Origin of the sequence: Streptomyces sp. NPDC058401, from assembly GCF_042722885.1 — a bacterium.
Classification (GTDB): domain Bacteria; phylum Actinomycetota; class Actinomycetes; order Streptomycetales; family Streptomycetaceae; genus Streptomyces.
Genome location: NZ_JBHXKA010000043.1, coordinates 20673 through 35939 on the forward strand (window position 1 = coordinate 20673; position 15267 = coordinate 35939).

Genomic DNA, 15267 nt, shown 5'->3' on the forward strand with positions numbered 1-15267 from the left:
CCGTCCGATCCCGTCCCGCCCGGAGGTGCCCGGTGAATCTGGAACTCAGCGAGGAGCAGTACGCCGTCCGTGATCTCGCCCGCGCGTTCACCGAGCGGGAGATCGCCCCGTACGCCGCCGACTGGGACCGCGCCGAGAGCGTGGACCGGGCCGTCGTGAAGAAGCTCGGTTCCGTCGGCTTCCTCGGCCTGACCGTCCCCGAGGAGTACGGCGGCTCCGGCGGGGACCACCTCTCCTACGTCCTGGTCACCGAGGAACTCGGCCGCGGGGACTCCGCCGTGCGCGGCATCGTCTCCGTCTCCCTGGGTCTGGTCGCCAAGACGATCGCCGCCTGGGGGAGCGAGGACCAGAAGCGCGCCTGGCTGCCCCGCCTGTGCTCCGGCGAAGCCCTCGGCTGCTTCGGGCTCACCGAGCCCGGCACCGGCTCCGACGCCGCAGCCCTCACCACCCGTGCCCGGCGCGAGGGCGACGCGTACGTGATCAGCGGCAGCAAGATGTTCATCACCAATGGCACCTGGGCCGACGTGGTCCTGCTCTTCGCCCGCACGAACGAGGACCCCGGCCACCGTGGCATCTCCGCGTTCCTCGTACCGGCCGACGCTCCGGGCCTGACCCGCCGCGAGATCCACGGCAAGCTGGGCCTGCGCGGCCAGGCCACCGCCGAACTCTCCCTCGACGGCGTGCGCGTACCCGCCTCCGCGATGCTCGGCCCCGAGGGCAAGGGCTTCTCCGTCGCCATGTCGGCCCTCGCCAAGGGCCGGATGTCGGTGGCCGCCGGCTGTGTCGGCATCGCCCAGGCGGCGCTGGACGCGGCCGTCTCCTACGCGGCCCAGCGCGAGCAGTTCGGCAAGCCGATCGCCCACCACCAGCTCGTCCAGGAGCTGATCGCCGACATCTCCGTGGACGTGGACGCCGCCCGCCTGCTGACCTGGCGGGTCGCCGATCTGATCGACCGCGGACTGCCCTTCGCGACCGAGTCCTCCACCGCCAAGCTCTTCGCCTCCGAGGCCGCCGTCCGCGCCGCGAGCAACGCCCTCCAGGTGCACGGCGGTTACGGCTACATCGACGAGTACCCGGCCGGCAAACTGCTGCGCGACGCCCGCGTGATGACCCTGTACGAGGGCACCAGCCAGATCCAGAAGCTCCTCATCGGCCGCGCCCGTACGGGGGTTTCTGCCTTCTGAGGCCCCGAAGTGTCCGAGGCCGTGAAGTGTCCGAGGCCCCGAAGTTCCTGAGGCCCCGAACTTCCTGAGTACGTACGTGAGTACGCGCACGGATGTGCCGCGGCCCGGCCCACCCGATGCTGGACCCATGAACGAGACACCGGTCAAGCAGCAGAACACGGGGGCCTACTACGGCCAGGCCGTCGCCTCCTTCGGCATCGCCATCGGCGCGGTGGCCCTGGGGATCTACAACCTGGAGGCCAGCGGCTGGGTCCGCGCCTTCCTCGGGATCGCGGTCCTCTACCTCACCACCTCGGCCTTCACCCTCGCCAAGGTGATCCGCGACCGCCAGGAGGTCACCCAGATCGTCACCCGGGTCGACCAGGCCCGGATGGAGAAGATCATGACGAGCTACGACCCCTTCGCCACCCCGAAGCAGCCCACCCCCCAGGATCGCTAAGCGCTTGCTCACCACCCTCCGGTAGGCTGTTCATTCCTACAGGCCGACGAGGGTGAGTGAGCGATGGACAGCGTGGAGGAGACCGGTGGCTACCGGCCGTGGTCGGAGGTCACCCCCGACGCCGCGCGGCGGCTGCTCGTCGCCGCCGTGGAGGCCTTCGCGGAGCGCGGGTACCACGCCACCACCACGCGGGACATCGCGGGGCGGGCCGGCATGAGCCCGGCCGCGCTCTACATCCACTACAAGACCAAGGAAGAGCTGCTCCACCGGATCAGCCGGATCGGCCACGACAAGGCCCTGGAGATCCTGGACACCGCGGCCGGCGGCCCCGGCAGCGCCGCCGAGCGGCTCGACGCGGCCGTGCGGTCCTTCGTGGGGTGGCACGCGGCCCATCACACCACCGCGCGCGTGGTCCAGTACGAGCTCGACGCCCTCGCTCCGGAGCACCGCTCCGAGATCGTGGCCCTGCGCCGGCAGAGCGACGCGGCCATCCGCCGCATCCTCGCCGACGGGGTCGCGGCCGGGGAGTTCTTCGTCCCGGACGTCTCCGGCACCACCCTCGCCGTGCTGTCGCTCTGCATCGACGTCGCCCGCTGGTTCAGCGCGGACGGCCGGCGCACGCCCGACGAGGTCGGCGCGCTCTACGCCGGCCTCGTGCTCCGCATGGTGGGCGCGGGCGGTCCGGAAGCGGGTCGGGAGTAGGAGCGGGTCGGCAGCAGGGGTGGGTCAGGGGTAGGGGCGGGTCAGAAGTAGTAGCGGGACACCGACTCGGCCACGCACACCGGCTTCGTGCCGCCCTCGATCTCGACGGTCACCGTGGCCGAGACCTGGACCCCGCCGCCCGCCTCCACGACCTCGGTGATCAGCGCGGTCGCGCGCAGCCGGGAGCCGACCGGCACCGGCGCGGGGAAACGCACCTTGTTGACCCCGTAGTTGATGCCCATCTTCATGCCCTCGACCCGCATGATCTGCGGCACCAGGCTCGGCAGCAGCGACAGCGTCAGGTACCCGTGCGCGATCGTCGAACCGAAGGGTCCGGACGCCGCCCGCTCCGGATCCACGTGGATCCACTGGTGGTCCCCGGTGGCGTCCGCGAAGAGGTCGATCCGCTTCTGGTCCACCTCCAGCCACTCGCTCGGGCCGAGCGGTGCGCCGATCCCGGCGGTGAGCTCCTCGGCGGACGTGAAGATCCTCGGCTCGGACATACCCGTACCTCTCCCTGGCGAATAAGCGCTTGCTCAGCATGCTGGGGCCGTCGTGGATCTGTCAACGAGGTGCCGGGCCCCGAATCCCGGCCCGGCGCACTACCCTCGGCGGTGTGCCGCAGATTCCCGAGAAGGTCCACGAGCTCACCGTCGGCCAGCTGTCCGCCCGCAGCGGCGCGGCCGTCTCAGCACTGCACTTCTACGAGACCAAGGGCCTGATCAGCAGCCGCCGCACCTCCGGCAACCAGCGCCGCTACAGCCGCGACGCCCTGCGCCGGGTGGCGTTCGTGCGGGCCGCCCAGCGCGTCGGCATCCCGCTCGCCAGCATCCGCGACGCACTCGCCCAGCTCCCCGAAGGCCGCACCCCCAACCGCGAGGACTGGGCCCGGCTTTCCGCGAGCTGGCGCGCCGAGCTCGATCACCGGATAGCCCAACTCGGACGCCTGCGCGACCATTTGACCGACTGCATCGGCTGCGGATGCCTCTCCCTGGAGAACTGCGCCCTCTCCAACCCCGACGACGTCTTCGGCGAACGCCTCACCGGCTCCCGGCTGTTGTGACCGTCGCGGCCCCGGCCGCCAGTACCCCGGCTGCCGCCGTGACCAGCTCGGCGTTCGACCGCGCCGCCCGCCCGTCCGGCAGGTGCAGCACGTCTCCTACGCCGATCCGCGCCCCGGTGCCGTACCGCGCGGCCAGCCGCAGCGCCGGCCAGGCCGCCATCCCCCGCCCGAACAGCAGCACCGGCACCGGCGGCAGCCGGCGCAGCAGCTCCGCGACCGGCCCCGGGTCGGCGGAGGCCAGCTCGGCGACGAGCCGGACCCGCGCGGGATCCCGTAGCGGCCAGGCGAGGAACCGCGCCGACGGGCCGGGATCCCCGCCTACCGGGACCTCCGCGTCCACCGCCACCCCGCGCTCCAGCAGCGCCTCGGCGAGCTCCCGGGCCCCCGGCTCCGCGAACCGCACCACCGCCCGGTCGGGCAGCACCGTCCAGCTCCGCACCCGCGCCAGCCGCCCCGCGCGGTCCGGCTCGGACTCCACGCTCACGGCCACGCCCAAAGCCACGCGCCCGGCCGCCGGAGCCGCCCCAGCACGCTCGGCCGCCACCGCGCCGCCAGGCCCGGACCCGCCCCGGACCGTGGCCCCGCCCCCGAGGCCAGCGTCACGCAGGGCCTCCAGTAGCGGCCCGACCACCCGGGGCGAGAGGCTCTCGCGGCCGCACGGGGTGCGCGCATGGACCAACAGCTCCCGACCCCCGGCGGCCACCGCCGCCCGGGCGGCATCCACCAGGTCCGCGGGGCTCATCGGGACGGCCGTCCCGTCGGCGGCACCCCGGGCCCCGTTCAGCGCCACCACCAGAGCCGGCCCAGCTCCCGCTCCTGCCCGGGCTACGGTCCCGGGTCCCGCTTCCGCCCGGGCTCCGGCCCCAGGTCCCGCTCCCGCTCCCGCCCGGCTCATGCCGCCCCCGCCAGGTCGGCCCCTTGCAGCGCCGTTTGCGCGAGCGCCGGTCTAGGCACCACGATTCCGCAGCCCGCGCACACCGGCCCGTCCCACGCCCATCCGGAGTGGGGCGAGGCGCCGGCCGGTTCGCCGGGCCCGTCGGCCGTGGCGGGGCCCGACGCCCGGGCCACGGCCTTCGCCGCCACCGCCGGAGGCATGGGCACCGGCCAGTGCAATTCCCGCGCCCCGCACACCGGACACCCGGTCCCCGGCTCCGACTCCAGCGCCTCCACCAGCCGTCTCAACACCTCGCCCAGTGCCCCCTGCGGCCGCACGCCCGGATCGGCGCACCGCACCACGGCGTCCCCGCTGCCGCTCCACGCCCACTCGGGCCGCCGCAGCCCGTCGTGCTTCTCGCGCCGCCGGCGCGCCGCGAACTGGCGCTCGTACTCCAGCCAGACCGCCCGCGCCTCCTCCAGCTCCTCCAGCGCGGCCACCAGCCGCAACGGGTCCGCCGCCCGGTCCTCGGGGCCGATCCCGTGCCGGTCGCACAGGTGCCACCAGGTCGCGCGGTGCCCGTACGGGGCGAACCGCTCCAGGCAGCGGCGCAGCGAATGGCGCCGCAGGGCCCTGTCGTTGCGTGCGTCCCGCACCTGATGGGCCAGACTCCGGAATCCCGCCATGCACCTTCACCTCCGCCGAGCGCCCAGCACCGGGCGCCGTGCCCGCCGCGCTGTGTTCCCCACAGGACCGGCGCCGTGTGCCCAACATGCCCGGCCTGGTGCGGGCGCATGCGGGGGCGGTCGAGGCGTACGGGTGGCACATGGCCGGAACTCAGCGCCCCATGCGCCCCGCGGCCACCACCAGCCGGGCCAGCTCCTCGTGGCAGATGTCGCTGTGCGCCCCCGAAGGGGCACCGCCGCGCCGGACGACGGATCCCGCGTCCACGCTCACGCAGCCCGCGGCGGGCAGGCCGCCCCGCAGTGCCGCGTCCAGCGTCATCCGGGGGGTTCCCGGGACCCCCCGCACCCCGTCGTGCCCGATCGCGCCCCACCGCTCGTCGAAACCGAGGAGTCCGGCCGAATCGCCGGCCATCCGGGAGGCCAGCGGATAGAACACCTTGAGGGAGGAGTCGTAGGGGGAGTGGCAGGCCGTCAACGGCCCGTCGACCCTGGCCTGCAGCCCGCGCAGGGCCCCGCCCTGCCCCCGGTCGTGCGGCAGGCTGTCGGCGAACGCGTAGTGGGAGAAGGCCCCTTGGAGGACGGTCAGGGACTTCACGTTCCGCGCCCCGGACGGCAGCGCGCGCAGCGCGAAGGAGACCACCCGGCCGCCGAAGCTGTGGCCGATGAGGTGCACCCGCAGGGCCGGGCGGCGGGCGGCGAGCTCCGCCAGCAGCGGCCCGAGGCCGTGCTCGCCGACCACCCCGGCCCGTGCCTTCATCTGGTAGTACGTGGCCTGGCGCAGCACCTCCTTGGCGCCGTTCCACAGGGTCCGCATGCCGACGCCGGCGGAGAAGCCGGGGGAGTCGCCCGGCCGGTCCCCGGGGAAGGTGGCGCCCGTCTCGGCCAGGGCGTCGGTGAACTCCCGGCACACCCGCAGGACGTCCCCGCTGAGGAAGTCCGGCACCTCACGCGGGGCGAAGGCCGCCGCCAGATCGTCGCCGGTGCCCACCCCGTCCACCCCGGCCAGCTCCCGTACGAGCGCACCGAACTCGGTGAAGTCGCCCTCCCGCGTGGGCCGTTCCTCCAGCAGCTCGGCGATCCGGTCCAGTTCCGCCGCCCGTCCCGGCCAGAACGCCCCGAGAGCCCGCCGGGTCACCGGGTCCAGCGCCGCCCCGTGGCCCGGCTCCCCGGCGCCACCCGCGCCACCCGCACCCGCGCCACCCCCACCCTCCGCGTCCTCCGGGCCCTCCGCACCCTGCCCCCCGCCCACGGCGCCCCGGGCGTCGAAGTCGGGTATCGGCTCGTCCGCGAACCGGATCGAGGGCCACACCACCCCCACGTACCCCAGCCGCACCCCGGTCCCCACCAGATCCGCGAAGGGGGCGTAGAACCGGTCGAAGAGCCGGATCGCCGTGGACCGGTCGGAGTTCCATCCGTGGGCGAAGACCAGCAGGTCGGTGGCCTCGATCCCGAAGACGGCCTCCCGGGCGCCCGGGCCCGCGTCGCCCTGTGCGTCGAAGGTCAGTTCCACGTACGGGCGGGCCCCGATGCCGGCCGTCGCCCCCGTCGCCCGCGCGGGCACCACCCCGCCGATGTGCACCATGACGTCCCCCTCCACGCCGTGTCCCTGCCCGCAGCATCCTGCGGAACGGGCCGCCCGGCCAGCCCCTGCGCACCCGCCGGTTCACGGATACAGCAGGTACTCCTCCCGTACCGCCGCGAACCCCGCCAGCCCCGCCGCCCAGTCGCCCGCGACCTCCTCGACGCCCGCCCCCGCGTCGACCATCCGCCGGACCCGGTCCGAGCCCGTCAGCCGGTCGATCCACTGGTCGGAGCGCCAGGCGAAGCCGCTCCACACCCGCCGGGCGGTGACCAGCAGCCCGATCCCGGCCCGTACCGGATCGAAGGCCTCCCGGTCGTGGACGAGCAGCCGGACCCCGCCGCAGGTCTTCCCGGCGTACTTGGAGAAGGAAGGCGTGAAATAGGCCTCCCGGAACCAGACCCCGGGCAGCTCCAGCGCGTTCGCCGCCTCCGCCCACCGCCGGTCCACGCCCTCCGCGCCGACCAGCTCGAAGGGGGTGGTGGTACCGCGCCCCTCCGACAGGTTCGTCCCCTCGAACAGGCAGGTCCCGGCGTACGCCAGGGCCGTGCCCGGTGTCGGCATGTTCGGGCTCGGCGGCACCCAGGGCAGCCCGGTCTCCTCGAAGAAGGACTCCCGCCGCCAGCCGGCCATCCGCACCACCTCCAGCCGCGGGGCGGCGCCGGCTTCCCGGAGGAACTCGCCCGCGAAGAGCCCGGCCAGCTCGCCCGCCGTCATCCCGTGCGCCAGCGCGATCGGCTCCCGGCCCACGAAGCTCGCGTACGGGCGCTGCAGGACGGGCCCGGCCGCCCGCCGGCCGCCGACCGGGTTGGGGCGGTCCAGCACCACCACCGCCTTGCCGGCGAGGGCGGCCGCGCGCATGCAGTCGTAGAGGGTCCAGATGTAGGTGTAGAAGCGGGCGCCGACGTCCTGGATGTCGAAGACGACGGTGTCGACGCCGGCCGCGGTGAAGACGTCCGCGAGCCGCTGCCCGCTCTTGTCGTACGTGTCGTACACGGGCAGCCCGGTCGCCGGATCCCGCCCGGCCCCCTCCGAACCGCCCGCCTGGGCCGTCCCCCGGAAACCGTGCTCGGGGCCGAACACCGCGACCAGGTCCACGCGCGGGTCCGCGTGGAGTACGTCGACCAGGTGGCGGGCGTCCGCGGTGATCCCCGTCGGGTTGGTGACCATCCCGACCCGCTGCCCCGCCAGGACGGCGTACCCGTCCGCGGCGAGCCGCTCGAACCCGGTCCGCACCCGTCCGGCGGCGCCACCCGCCGCCCCGCCCGGCGCCTGCGCCCTCCGGGCTCCCGCCCCGAGGACATCTGCGGCGCCCGCGGCCTGCGCCCCCGGGGCTCCCGCCCCCAGGGCGCCCGCGGCGCCCGCCGCCCCGGCCAGACCCAGCAACCCGCGTCGCGACAGCGTCATCGCGCCAAAGTAGGGCTCCACACCCTTCCACCCGGACATACCGACTGGTTAGTCTGCCCGTGATCCGGCAGGCGTCGGTCGGCAGCCGGCAGGGCGACGCGCAGATGCCCGGGGGCAGGCACCCAAGCGCAGAGACCCGGGCGCAGACACCCGGGCACCGGCACCACCACACGAAGGGCGGACCCGTGAACGCGTTCCAGGACCAGCGAGTCGTCGTCACCGGCGCGGGCGGCGGCATCGGAGCCGCCCTCGCCCACCGCTTCGCCGCCGAGGGGGCGACCGTCGCGGTCAACGACCTCGACCCCGCCAAGGCCGCCGCCGTCGCGGACGCGATCGGCGACCGGGCCGTAGCAGTCCCCGGCGACGCCTCGGCCGTGGCCGGGCAGGCCCGCGAGGCGCTCGGCGGCACCGTGGACGTCTACTGCGCCAACGCGGGCCTCGCCTCCGGCGGCGACGCCTTCGCCGACGAGGCCGTCTGGGAGGCGGCCTGGGACACCAACGTCATGGCCCACGTCCGTGCCGCCCGGCTGCTGCTGCCCGACTGGCTGGAGCGCGGGAGCGGCCGGTTCGTGTCCACGGTCTCGGCCGCCGGGCTGCTGACCATGATCGGAGCGGCCCCGTACAGTGTCACCAAGCACGGCGCGCTCGCCTTCGCGGAATGGCTCTCGCTGACCTACCGCCACCGCGGGCTCCAGGTCCACGCCATCTGCCCGCAGGGGGTCCGGACCGACATGCTCACCGCCGCCGGATCGGCGGGCGAGCTGGTCCTCGCGCCGACCGCGATCGAGCCGGAAGCGGTCGCGGACGCCCTGTTCGACGGCATGGAGAAGGGCCGGTTCTTGATCCTCCCTCACCCCGAGGTCGCGGACTTCTACGCGGCCAGGGCCACCGACCCGGACCGCTGGCTGGGCGGCATGAACCGCCTCCAGCGCACGTGGGAGACCCGATGACCGCAGACACCCAGCGCCCCGCGGCCCCGCCGGACCCCTCCGCGGTCTCGCCGGACCTGCCCACTGCGGACCTGCCCGCTGCGGACCCATCCGCCCCGGACCCGGATCCGTCGGCCCCAGATCCCTCCGCCCCGCCCTCCCGCTACGCCGCCAAGCCCTGGCTCACCCTCCTCACCCCCGTCCAGCGGGCCCCGATCGAGCCCCCGCCCAGCGTGCTGCAAGCGTTCCGCGGCGCCGTGGCCCGCGCCCCCGGACACACCGCCCTCGCCTACTTCGACGGCCGCCTCACCTACGCCGAGGCCGACGCCCTCTCCGATTCCCTCGCCGGCCACCTGGCCGCACACGGCATCCGCCGCGGGGACCGGGTCGCGGTCATGCTCCAGAACACCCCGCACTTCGTGCTCGGCGTCCTGGCCGCCTGGAAGGCCGGAGCGGTCGTGGTCCCGCTCAACCCCATGTACAAGTCCGGCGAGGTCGGCCACATCCTGCGCGACTCCGGGGCCGCCGCCCTCGTCTGCGAGGCCCGCGCCTGGTCCGCGTACCTGCGCGGGGCGACCCGGGGTACCACCGTGGGCACCGTCCTGACCGCCTGCGACCTGGACTTCCAGACCCGCGACGACGTACGGGTCCTCGCGCCGGGCCGCCCGGAACAGCCCGCCGACGCCGCCGACCTCGCCACAGTGGCCCGCCAGGGCCAACCCGCCCCGCCCGATCCGGAGTTCGAGGCCGCCGACACCGCCCTCATCAGCTACACCTCCGGCACCAGCGGCACCCCCAAGGGCGCCATGAACCCGCACGGCGCCCTCACCCACAACGCCGTCCGCCAGGTGACCGGCCACCCCCTCCCCGAGGGCTCCGGCTACTTCGCGCTCGCCCCGCTCTTCCACATCACCGGCATGGTGTGCGAGCTCGCCGCCTGCTTCACCAACGCGGGCACGCTGATCCTCGCCCACCGCTTCGACGCCGGCGCCGTCCTCGACGCCTTCCTCGAACACCGCCCCGCCTACACCGTGGGCCCGGCCACCGCCTTCATGGCGCTCGCCGCCCACCCGGGGGCCACCCCGGACCACTTCGCCTCGTTCCGGGTGCTCTCCTCCGGCGGCGCCCCGCTGCCGCCCGCCCTGGTCGAACGGCTGCGCGCCGCCTACGGCTTCTACCTGCGCAACGGCTACGGCCTCACCGAGTGCACCGCCCCCTGCGCCTCCGTACCCGTCCACCTCGAAGCCCCCGTGGACCCGGCCTCGGGCACCCTCTCGGTGGGCCTGCCCGGCGCCGACACCCTCGTACGGATCCTCGACGAGCACGGCGCCGAGGTCCCCTTCGGCGAGACCGGCGAGATCGCCGTGCGCGGCCCCCAGGTCGTCCCCGGCTACTGGGGCCTGCCCGCCGACACCGCCAAGGCCTTCCCCGACGGCGAACTGCGCACCGGGGACGTCGGGTTCATGGACCCCGAGGGCTGGCTCTACGTGGTCGACCGCAAGAAGGACATGATCAACGCCTCCGGGTTCAAGGTCTGGCCGCGCGAGGTCGAGGACGTGCTCTACACCCACCCCGCCGTGCGCGAGGCGGCCGTCGTCGGCATCCCCGACCCCTACCGCGGGGAGAGCGTGAAGGCCTACGTCAGCCTGCGCCCCGGGGCCGAGGCCGACCCGGCGGAACTGTCCGCGTACTGCGCCGAGCGCCTCGCCGCGTACAAATACCCGCGCCGGGTGGAGATCCTGCCTGTCCTTCCGAAGACGACCAGTGGCAAGATCCTGCGACGGGAACTGCGCGACCGCGACCACGGCTGAAAACCGCCGGACCGCGTCCGTACGGCCCCCACACGCGAGGACCACGAAAGGGAGGCGACAGCCATGGCCGCCAAGACCACGACGGAGACCGTCGGGGCGCACGAGGCTCCGGTACCGCGCCGGCTCCTCGCCGTCGCGACCAGGCTGTTCGCCGAGCGCGGCTACGACCGGACCTCGGTCCAGGAGATCGTCGAGGCGGCCGGGGTCACCAAGGGCGCGCTCTACCACTACTTCGGCTCCAAGGACGACCTGCTGCACGAGGTGTACGCGCGCATGCTGCGGCTCCAGCAGCAGCGGCTCGACGCGGTGGCCGGTTCCGACGCCCCGGTGGAGGAGCGGCTGCGCGCCGCCGCCGCCGACGTGGTGGTCACCACGATCGAGAACCTGGACGACGCGGCGATCTTCTTCCGCTCGATGCACCAGCTGAGCCCGGAGAAGTTCAAGCAGGTCCGGGCGGAGCGCCGGCGCTACCACGAGCGCTTCCGCGCCCTGGTCGAGGAGGGCCAGGCCGCCGGGGTCTTCTCCGACGCCACCCCCGCCGACCTGGTGGTGGACTACCACTTCGGCTCCGTCCACCACCTGTCGACCTGGTACCACGAGGACGGCCCGCTCACACCGCAGCAGGTAGCCGACCACCTCGCGGACCTGCTGATGCGGGCGCTGCGTCCGTAGCGAGCACGGGGTGAGCGAGCGCGGGGTAGTCGTTGTACCCCTCCGCCCCCTGTACGTGCATCAGGAACTCGGAGCGGATCTCGTTGAGCGCGGCGTCCGTGCGCAGCCGTTCCACGAAGTCGGGGTTGGCGACGAAGCCCCGGCCCAGCGAGACCAGGTCGGCGCCCCCGGCCAGCAGCGCTTCGGCGACGGCCTTGCCGCCGTCGGCCGCGAACTGCTCCCGGGAGAGCACCTGGTTGGCGATCAGCGTGCCCGGCCAGGCCCTGCGGTGCTCCTGGAAGCGGTCGCGCTGCCCGTCGGCGTAGACGATGTGCAGGTAGACCGGGTCGATCTCCGCCAGGGCCGTCAGCAGCGCCGGGTAGATCCACCCGGTGTCGCCCTCCTCGATGCCGTTGACCGTGCCTCCGGGGGAGATCCGTATGCCGACCCGGTCCCGGCCGATGGCCCCGGCGACGGCCCGGACCACCTCCACGGTGAACCGGATCCGGTTCTCCACCGGGCCGCCCCACTCGTCGGTGCGCAGATTGGTGCCCCGCGCCAGGAACTGGTGGGGCAGGAAACCGTTGGCGGCGTGCACCTCCACCCCCGCGAACCCGGCCTCCACGGCATTGCGGGCGGCGGTGGCGAAGTCGGCGATGGTGGACCGGATCTCCTCGGCGGTCATCGCACGCGGAGCGGGGGCGTCCCGCAGCCCGCCCGGGGTGTGCAGCTGCTCGGGGAGCCGTACGGCGGACGGCGCGAGCGGTACGTGCCCACTGGTGTCGGGGTGCCCGATCCGGCCGCCGTGTTCGAGCTGGAGGAACATCGCCGCGCCCCGGCCGCCCCCGACTCCCGCCCGCACCGCGTCGGTGACCCGGCGCCAGCCCGCGATCTGCTCCGCGGTGTGGATGCCGGGGATGTGCGGATAGGCCTGCCCCACGGCGCTCGGCGCGGTGCCCTCGGCGATGATCAGGCCGGCCGTGGCGCGCTGGGCGTAGTGGACGGCCATCAGCTGCCCGGGAACCCCGTCGGCGCCCGCCCGGTGGCGGGTCAGGGGCGCCATCACCAGGCGGTTGGGGAGGGCGAGTGCGCCGAGGGCGGCGGGCTCGAAGAGGCGGGAATCGGCGGGAAGGACCTGCTCCGTGTTCGTCATGCCCGTAACCTAAAACCTGACATTGATGTCAGATTCAAGCCCGAAGACGACGCAGAAGACGCAGACGGCGAAGATGACACGGACGACGCGGACGACGGGGGCAGGGCATGCGGATCGGCGAACTGGCGGCGCGCACCGGGGTCAGCGAGCGTTCGCTGCGCTACTACGAGACGCAGGGACTGCTGGTCTCCGACCGCACGCCCGGCGGCCACCGCGACTACACGGAGCGGGCGGTGGACCGGGTCATCCGGATCCAGGAGCTCTACGCGGCCGGCCTGCACAGCGCGAAGATCGGGCAGATCCTGCCCTGCATGCGCGATGCGGACGGCGGGCCGAACGTACGGGCCACGCCCGCGCTCGTCGCCGAGCTGGCAACGGAACGGGACCGGATCGACCGGCTGATCGCCGATCTGCTCCGGTCCCGTGAGGTGCTGGACGAGGTCATCGAGGCGGCGACGGGCCTTCCCGCCGGCACGTCCGAGCCGATGGCCTCGGAAACGTCCTAGCCGAGCGGTGCGACCTCGCGGCCCCAGGTCTCCTTGGTCACCACGGCGAAGGAGATGTACCAGGCGACGCCCGCGGTGAAGAGGCCGAGGAAGCCGCCGGTGTGGCCCAGGGCCGTGCTCTGCGCCAGGTCGCCGAGGGCGAGGAACAGGAAGGTCAGCGCCAGCGAGACGAAGAGCACGCGGTGTGCGACGTCCAGCTTCATGGCGGCGATCGACATGTAGGCGGTGAAGATGAACCAGCCCACGAGGAACCAGCCGGTCGCCACGTGCGCCTGGTCGGCCGGCAGCGTCGGGACGACGAACTTCACGTAGCCCGCGAAGGACATCCAGAACGCACCGTACGAGACGAACGCCGTGGTCCCGAAGGTGTTGCCGCGGCGGAACTCCAGGATCCCCGCGACGAACTGCGCGAGCCCGCCGTAGAACAGCGCCAGCGGCAGGACGACGGCGCTGAGCGCGGCGTTCGAGATCAGCCCCGAGTTGAAGAGGCTGAGCACGAAGGTGGTGAGCGCGAACGCCGCCAGCCCGAGCGGACCGGGATTGGCGACCTTGACCGCCGGGGCCGCGGACGCGGGCGCGGTGGCGACGACGGCCGGGGCGGCGGGCGCCGGGGTCAGGGTGGAGCTGGGCATGACGGTGTCCACTTTCAGTTTGGGTGTATATCGAATATATCGGACCTTTCCCGGTGGTCTGGACCACCGGGGCGTGTGGTGGCCAAATGCGGTGCGCGGTGTCAGTGGCCTGAGATAGAAAGCGGTGAACACATCTGGGGGGAAAACTTGAAGAAGACACATGCGGCCTGGGCCCTCGCCGGGGCCGCCGCGCTCCTGCTGGCCGGAACTCCGGCCGCCCACGCCGAGCCCGGCCAGGCGCCCTACATCGGCTGGGCCTCGAGCATCGCGGGAGATCTGGGCACGCTCCAGATCCCCATCAGCTCGGACAGCGACATCACCGGGATCACGGCGCGCGTCATCCAGGACTCCACGCAGGCCGAGGTGGCCGTCCTGGAGGGGGACGCCTTCGCCCTGTCCTCGGGTACCGCGCGGGACGGTGTCTGGCGGACCAAGGAGCCGCTGAAGCTGGCCGCGCTGGGAGGCTATTCCGTACAGGTCGGGGCGACGGACGCGGACGGCGACTACGCGGACGGGTCGGGCAGCCTCGCCTACTTCGTGGAGGCCCTGATCGAAGGCGTGCGGACGGACCGGACCACGATCGATGTCGATCACCGCGACATCAAGGTCCAGGGCGTGCTCAAGGGCCGCTGGCCGGGCACCCGCGAGGTCAAGCCGCTGGCGGGTTACCCGGTCGACATCGACGTGCGCGGGGCGCAGGCCACCCCGGTCACCGACCCGCGGGGCAGGTTCTCGGCCACCGTCACCCTGGAGCAGGCCGGGCAGGTCCAGCCCGTGTTCCGCTACGACCCCGCGCACCCGGAGGTCCTGTCCGGGGAGGGGGCGGCCACCCGCATCGAGGTCAAGCAGACGCCGACGCGCTGGACGTACGTCCGCAGTTCCGCCACCGCCGTCGACCTCGGTCAGCCGGTCACCGTGACGGCCAAGCTGGAGCGCAGGACGTCCACGGGCTGGGAGCCCTTCGCGGGCCAGCGCGGCGGCGTGGTCTTCCGGCACACGTCGGGAGGGCAGGACGAGTACCTGCCCGGAGGGTTCACCACGGGCGCGGACGGGACCGTGACGGCCACCCTGTCCCCGTACGAGAGCGGGCACTTCCTGCTCACGAACCGTGCCGAGGACGACGACCCGTTCACGGCCTCCGTCGGCGGGGCGGGCAAGGAGATCGAGGTGCGCCACCCCGCGACCTTCACCCGGTTCGCCGCCACGCGTACCGAAGGCGGGCGGGTGCACGTGGAGGGCGCGATGGAGTTCACCGGCGACACTCCGGGCACGATCGACGTGACCGTGCAGTTCTCGCGCGACGGCCGACACTGGGCCGACGTGGCGACGGCGCGGGCGGACTGGGGCGGCGAGGGGTACGCCTTCTCCGCGGACGTGGTGAAGAACGGCGCGGGCTGGTTCCGGGCCAAGTTCACCGGCCCGGCCGGCTTCCAGTCGGCCACGGCTGCCGCCGTCCAGGTGGCAGGTTGACCGGATGACCGGATGACCGGTTGAACGGATGCCCATCGGCCTGGCCGACGCGCCCCGCCGGGACCACACGGGGTCCGGCGGGGGGCGGGCGCGCGCACCGCCGGGCCGGGCCGGCCGCAGGGGCAGGGCAGGGGGACCCCAACAGCTCCCCGGGTGGCCGTGCTCTGTCTTATAAAAAAAA

16 protein-coding genes are annotated in these 15267 nt (G+C 73.8%); 9 read left to right on the top strand and 7 right to left on the bottom strand.

Annotated features, from left to right (window positions below):
* The first annotated feature begins 32 nt into the window (after positions 1-32).
* From ACFWNV_RS18005 to ACFWNV_RS18015, 3 genes are all read left to right on the top strand, one after another.
* Positions 33-1184, top strand: a complete 1152-nt coding sequence (locus ACFWNV_RS18005; RefSeq protein WP_383947486.1) for an acyl-CoA dehydrogenase family protein — start codon at positions 33-35, stop codon at positions 1182-1184.
* A 127-nt stretch (positions 1185-1311) separates the two neighbouring features.
* Positions 1312-1623 carry a YiaA/YiaB family inner membrane protein gene (locus tag ACFWNV_RS18010; protein ID WP_383947489.1) on the top strand — a complete coding sequence of 104 codons (312 nt, stop codon included), beginning with the start codon at positions 1312-1314 and terminating at the stop codon, positions 1621-1623.
* 63 nt (positions 1624-1686) lie between these two features.
* Entirely contained in the window at positions 1687-2325 is a 639-nt protein-coding gene (locus ACFWNV_RS18015) for a TetR/AcrR family transcriptional regulator (protein ID WP_383947492.1), read from the top strand.
* A gap of 41 nt (positions 2326-2366) precedes the next feature.
* Here ACFWNV_RS18015 and ACFWNV_RS18020 read toward each other — a convergent pair whose 3' ends face one another.
* On the bottom strand, positions 2367-2828 hold the full coding sequence (locus ACFWNV_RS18020; protein ID WP_383947495.1) for a MaoC family dehydratase: 462 nt from the start codon (positions 2826-2828) through the stop codon (positions 2367-2369).
* A gap of 113 nt (positions 2829-2941) precedes the next feature.
* Between ACFWNV_RS18020 and soxR the strand changes: the two genes are divergently transcribed.
* Complete coding sequence (gene soxR / locus ACFWNV_RS18025; protein ID WP_383947498.1) at positions 2942-3388, top strand: redox-sensitive transcriptional activator SoxR; 447 nt, start codon at positions 2942-2944, stop codon at positions 3386-3388.
* On the opposite strand, the gene ACFWNV_RS18030 is transcribed toward soxR, so the two are convergent.
* The 4 genes from ACFWNV_RS18030 to ACFWNV_RS18045 all read right to left on the bottom strand — a co-directional run bounded on the left by ACFWNV_RS18030 (position 3366) and on the right by ACFWNV_RS18045 (position 7934).
* A complete protein-coding gene (locus tag ACFWNV_RS18030) occupies positions 3366-4283 on the bottom strand; it encodes a 3-keto-5-aminohexanoate cleavage protein (protein WP_383947502.1) in 918 nt (305 codons plus the stop codon). The genes soxR and ACFWNV_RS18030 overlap by 23 nt on opposite strands.
* On the bottom strand, positions 4280-4948 hold the full coding sequence (locus tag ACFWNV_RS18035) for a hypothetical protein (RefSeq protein ID WP_383947505.1): 669 nt from the start codon (positions 4946-4948) through the stop codon (positions 4280-4282). The genes ACFWNV_RS18030 and ACFWNV_RS18035 overlap by 4 nt, the downstream gene beginning before the upstream one ends.
* A gap of 151 nt (positions 4949-5099) precedes the next feature.
* Entirely contained in the window at positions 5100-6545 is a 1446-nt protein-coding gene (locus ACFWNV_RS18040) for a serine-threonine protein kinase (protein WP_383947507.1), read from the bottom strand.
* A gap of 66 nt (positions 6546-6611) precedes the next feature.
* Positions 6612-7934, bottom strand: a complete 1323-nt coding sequence (locus tag ACFWNV_RS18045) for an exo-beta-N-acetylmuramidase NamZ domain-containing protein (protein WP_383947510.1) — start codon at positions 7932-7934, stop codon at positions 6612-6614.
* 185 nt (positions 7935-8119) lie between these two features.
* On the opposite strand from ACFWNV_RS18045, the gene ACFWNV_RS18050 reads away from it, so the two are divergent.
* The 3 genes from ACFWNV_RS18050 to ACFWNV_RS18060 all read left to right on the top strand — a co-directional run bounded on the left by ACFWNV_RS18050 (position 8120) and on the right by ACFWNV_RS18060 (position 11346).
* Positions 8120-8884, top strand: a complete 765-nt coding sequence (locus ACFWNV_RS18050; protein ID WP_383947513.1) for an SDR family oxidoreductase — start codon at positions 8120-8122, stop codon at positions 8882-8884.
* Positions 8881-10674, top strand: a complete 1794-nt coding sequence (locus tag ACFWNV_RS18055; protein WP_383947516.1) for a class I adenylate-forming enzyme family protein — start codon at positions 8881-8883, stop codon at positions 10672-10674. The genes ACFWNV_RS18050 and ACFWNV_RS18055 overlap by 4 nt, the downstream gene beginning before the upstream one ends.
* 63 nt (positions 10675-10737) lie before the next feature.
* Positions 10738-11346: a TetR/AcrR family transcriptional regulator gene (locus ACFWNV_RS18060; protein ID WP_383947517.1), complete on the top strand. Its 609-nt coding sequence runs from the start codon at positions 10738-10740 to the stop codon at positions 11344-11346.
* On the opposite strand, the gene ACFWNV_RS18065 is transcribed toward ACFWNV_RS18060, so the two are convergent.
* Positions 11285-12478: an alkene reductase gene (locus ACFWNV_RS18065; RefSeq protein ID WP_383947520.1), complete on the bottom strand. Its 1194-nt coding sequence runs from the start codon at positions 12476-12478 to the stop codon at positions 11285-11287. The two genes, ACFWNV_RS18060 and ACFWNV_RS18065, sit on opposite strands and share 62 nt — an antisense overlap.
* A 107-nt stretch (positions 12479-12585) precedes the next feature.
* On the opposite strand from ACFWNV_RS18065, the gene ACFWNV_RS18070 reads away from it, so the two are divergent.
* A complete protein-coding gene (locus tag ACFWNV_RS18070) occupies positions 12586-12984 on the top strand; it encodes a MerR family transcriptional regulator (RefSeq protein WP_383947523.1) in 399 nt (132 codons plus the stop codon).
* Here the strand turns inward: ACFWNV_RS18070 and ACFWNV_RS18075 are convergent.
* On the bottom strand, positions 12981-13616 hold the full coding sequence (locus ACFWNV_RS18075) for an acetate uptake transporter (protein WP_383947525.1): 636 nt from the start codon (positions 13614-13616) through the stop codon (positions 12981-12983). The two genes, ACFWNV_RS18070 and ACFWNV_RS18075, sit on opposite strands and share 4 nt — an antisense overlap.
* A gap of 147 nt (positions 13617-13763) precedes the next feature.
* Here ACFWNV_RS18075 and ACFWNV_RS18080 point away from each other — a divergent pair, with 147 nt between their 5' ends.
* The gene (locus ACFWNV_RS18080; RefSeq protein ID WP_383947528.1) at positions 13764-15086 is read left to right on the top strand and encodes a hypothetical protein; all 1323 of its coding nucleotides are present in this window, start codon (positions 13764-13766) and stop codon (positions 15084-15086) included.
* The last annotated feature ends 181 nt before the right edge of the window (positions 15087-15267 follow it).

Excerpts from the sequence above, each read along its gene's own strand:
- ACFWNV_RS18075 (WP_383947525.1), bottom strand. The coding sequence starts at position 13,616 with ATGCCCAGCTCCACCCTGACCCCGGCGCCCGCCGCCCCGGCCGTCGTC.
- ACFWNV_RS18020 (WP_383947495.1), bottom strand. The coding sequence starts at position 2,828 with ATGTCCGAGCCGAGGATCTTCACGTCCGCCGAGGAGCTCACCGCCGGG.
- ACFWNV_RS18030 (WP_383947502.1), bottom strand. The coding sequence starts at position 4,283 with ATGAGCCGGGCGGGAGCGGGAGCGGGACCTGGGGCCGGAGCCCGGGCG.
- ACFWNV_RS18015 (WP_383947492.1), top strand. The coding sequence starts at position 1,687 with ATGGACAGCGTGGAGGAGACCGGTGGCTACCGGCCGTGGTCGGAGGTC.
- ACFWNV_RS18065 (WP_383947520.1), bottom strand. The coding sequence starts at position 12,478 with ATGACGAACACGGAGCAGGTCCTTCCCGCCGATTCCCGCCTCTTCGAG.
- ACFWNV_RS18035 (WP_383947505.1), bottom strand. The coding sequence starts at position 4,948 with ATGGCGGGATTCCGGAGTCTGGCCCATCAGGTGCGGGACGCACGCAAC.
- ACFWNV_RS18070 (WP_383947523.1), top strand. The coding sequence starts at position 12,586 with ATGCGGATCGGCGAACTGGCGGCGCGCACCGGGGTCAGCGAGCGTTCG.
- ACFWNV_RS18060 (WP_383947517.1), top strand. The coding sequence starts at position 10,738 with ATGGCCGCCAAGACCACGACGGAGACCGTCGGGGCGCACGAGGCTCCG.
- ACFWNV_RS18010 (WP_383947489.1), top strand. The coding sequence starts at position 1,312 with ATGAACGAGACACCGGTCAAGCAGCAGAACACGGGGGCCTACTACGGC.
- ACFWNV_RS18045 (WP_383947510.1), bottom strand. The coding sequence starts at position 7,934 with ATGACGCTGTCGCGACGCGGGTTGCTGGGTCTGGCCGGGGCGGCGGGC.
- ACFWNV_RS18055 (WP_383947516.1), top strand. The coding sequence starts at position 8,881 with ATGACCGCAGACACCCAGCGCCCCGCGGCCCCGCCGGACCCCTCCGCG.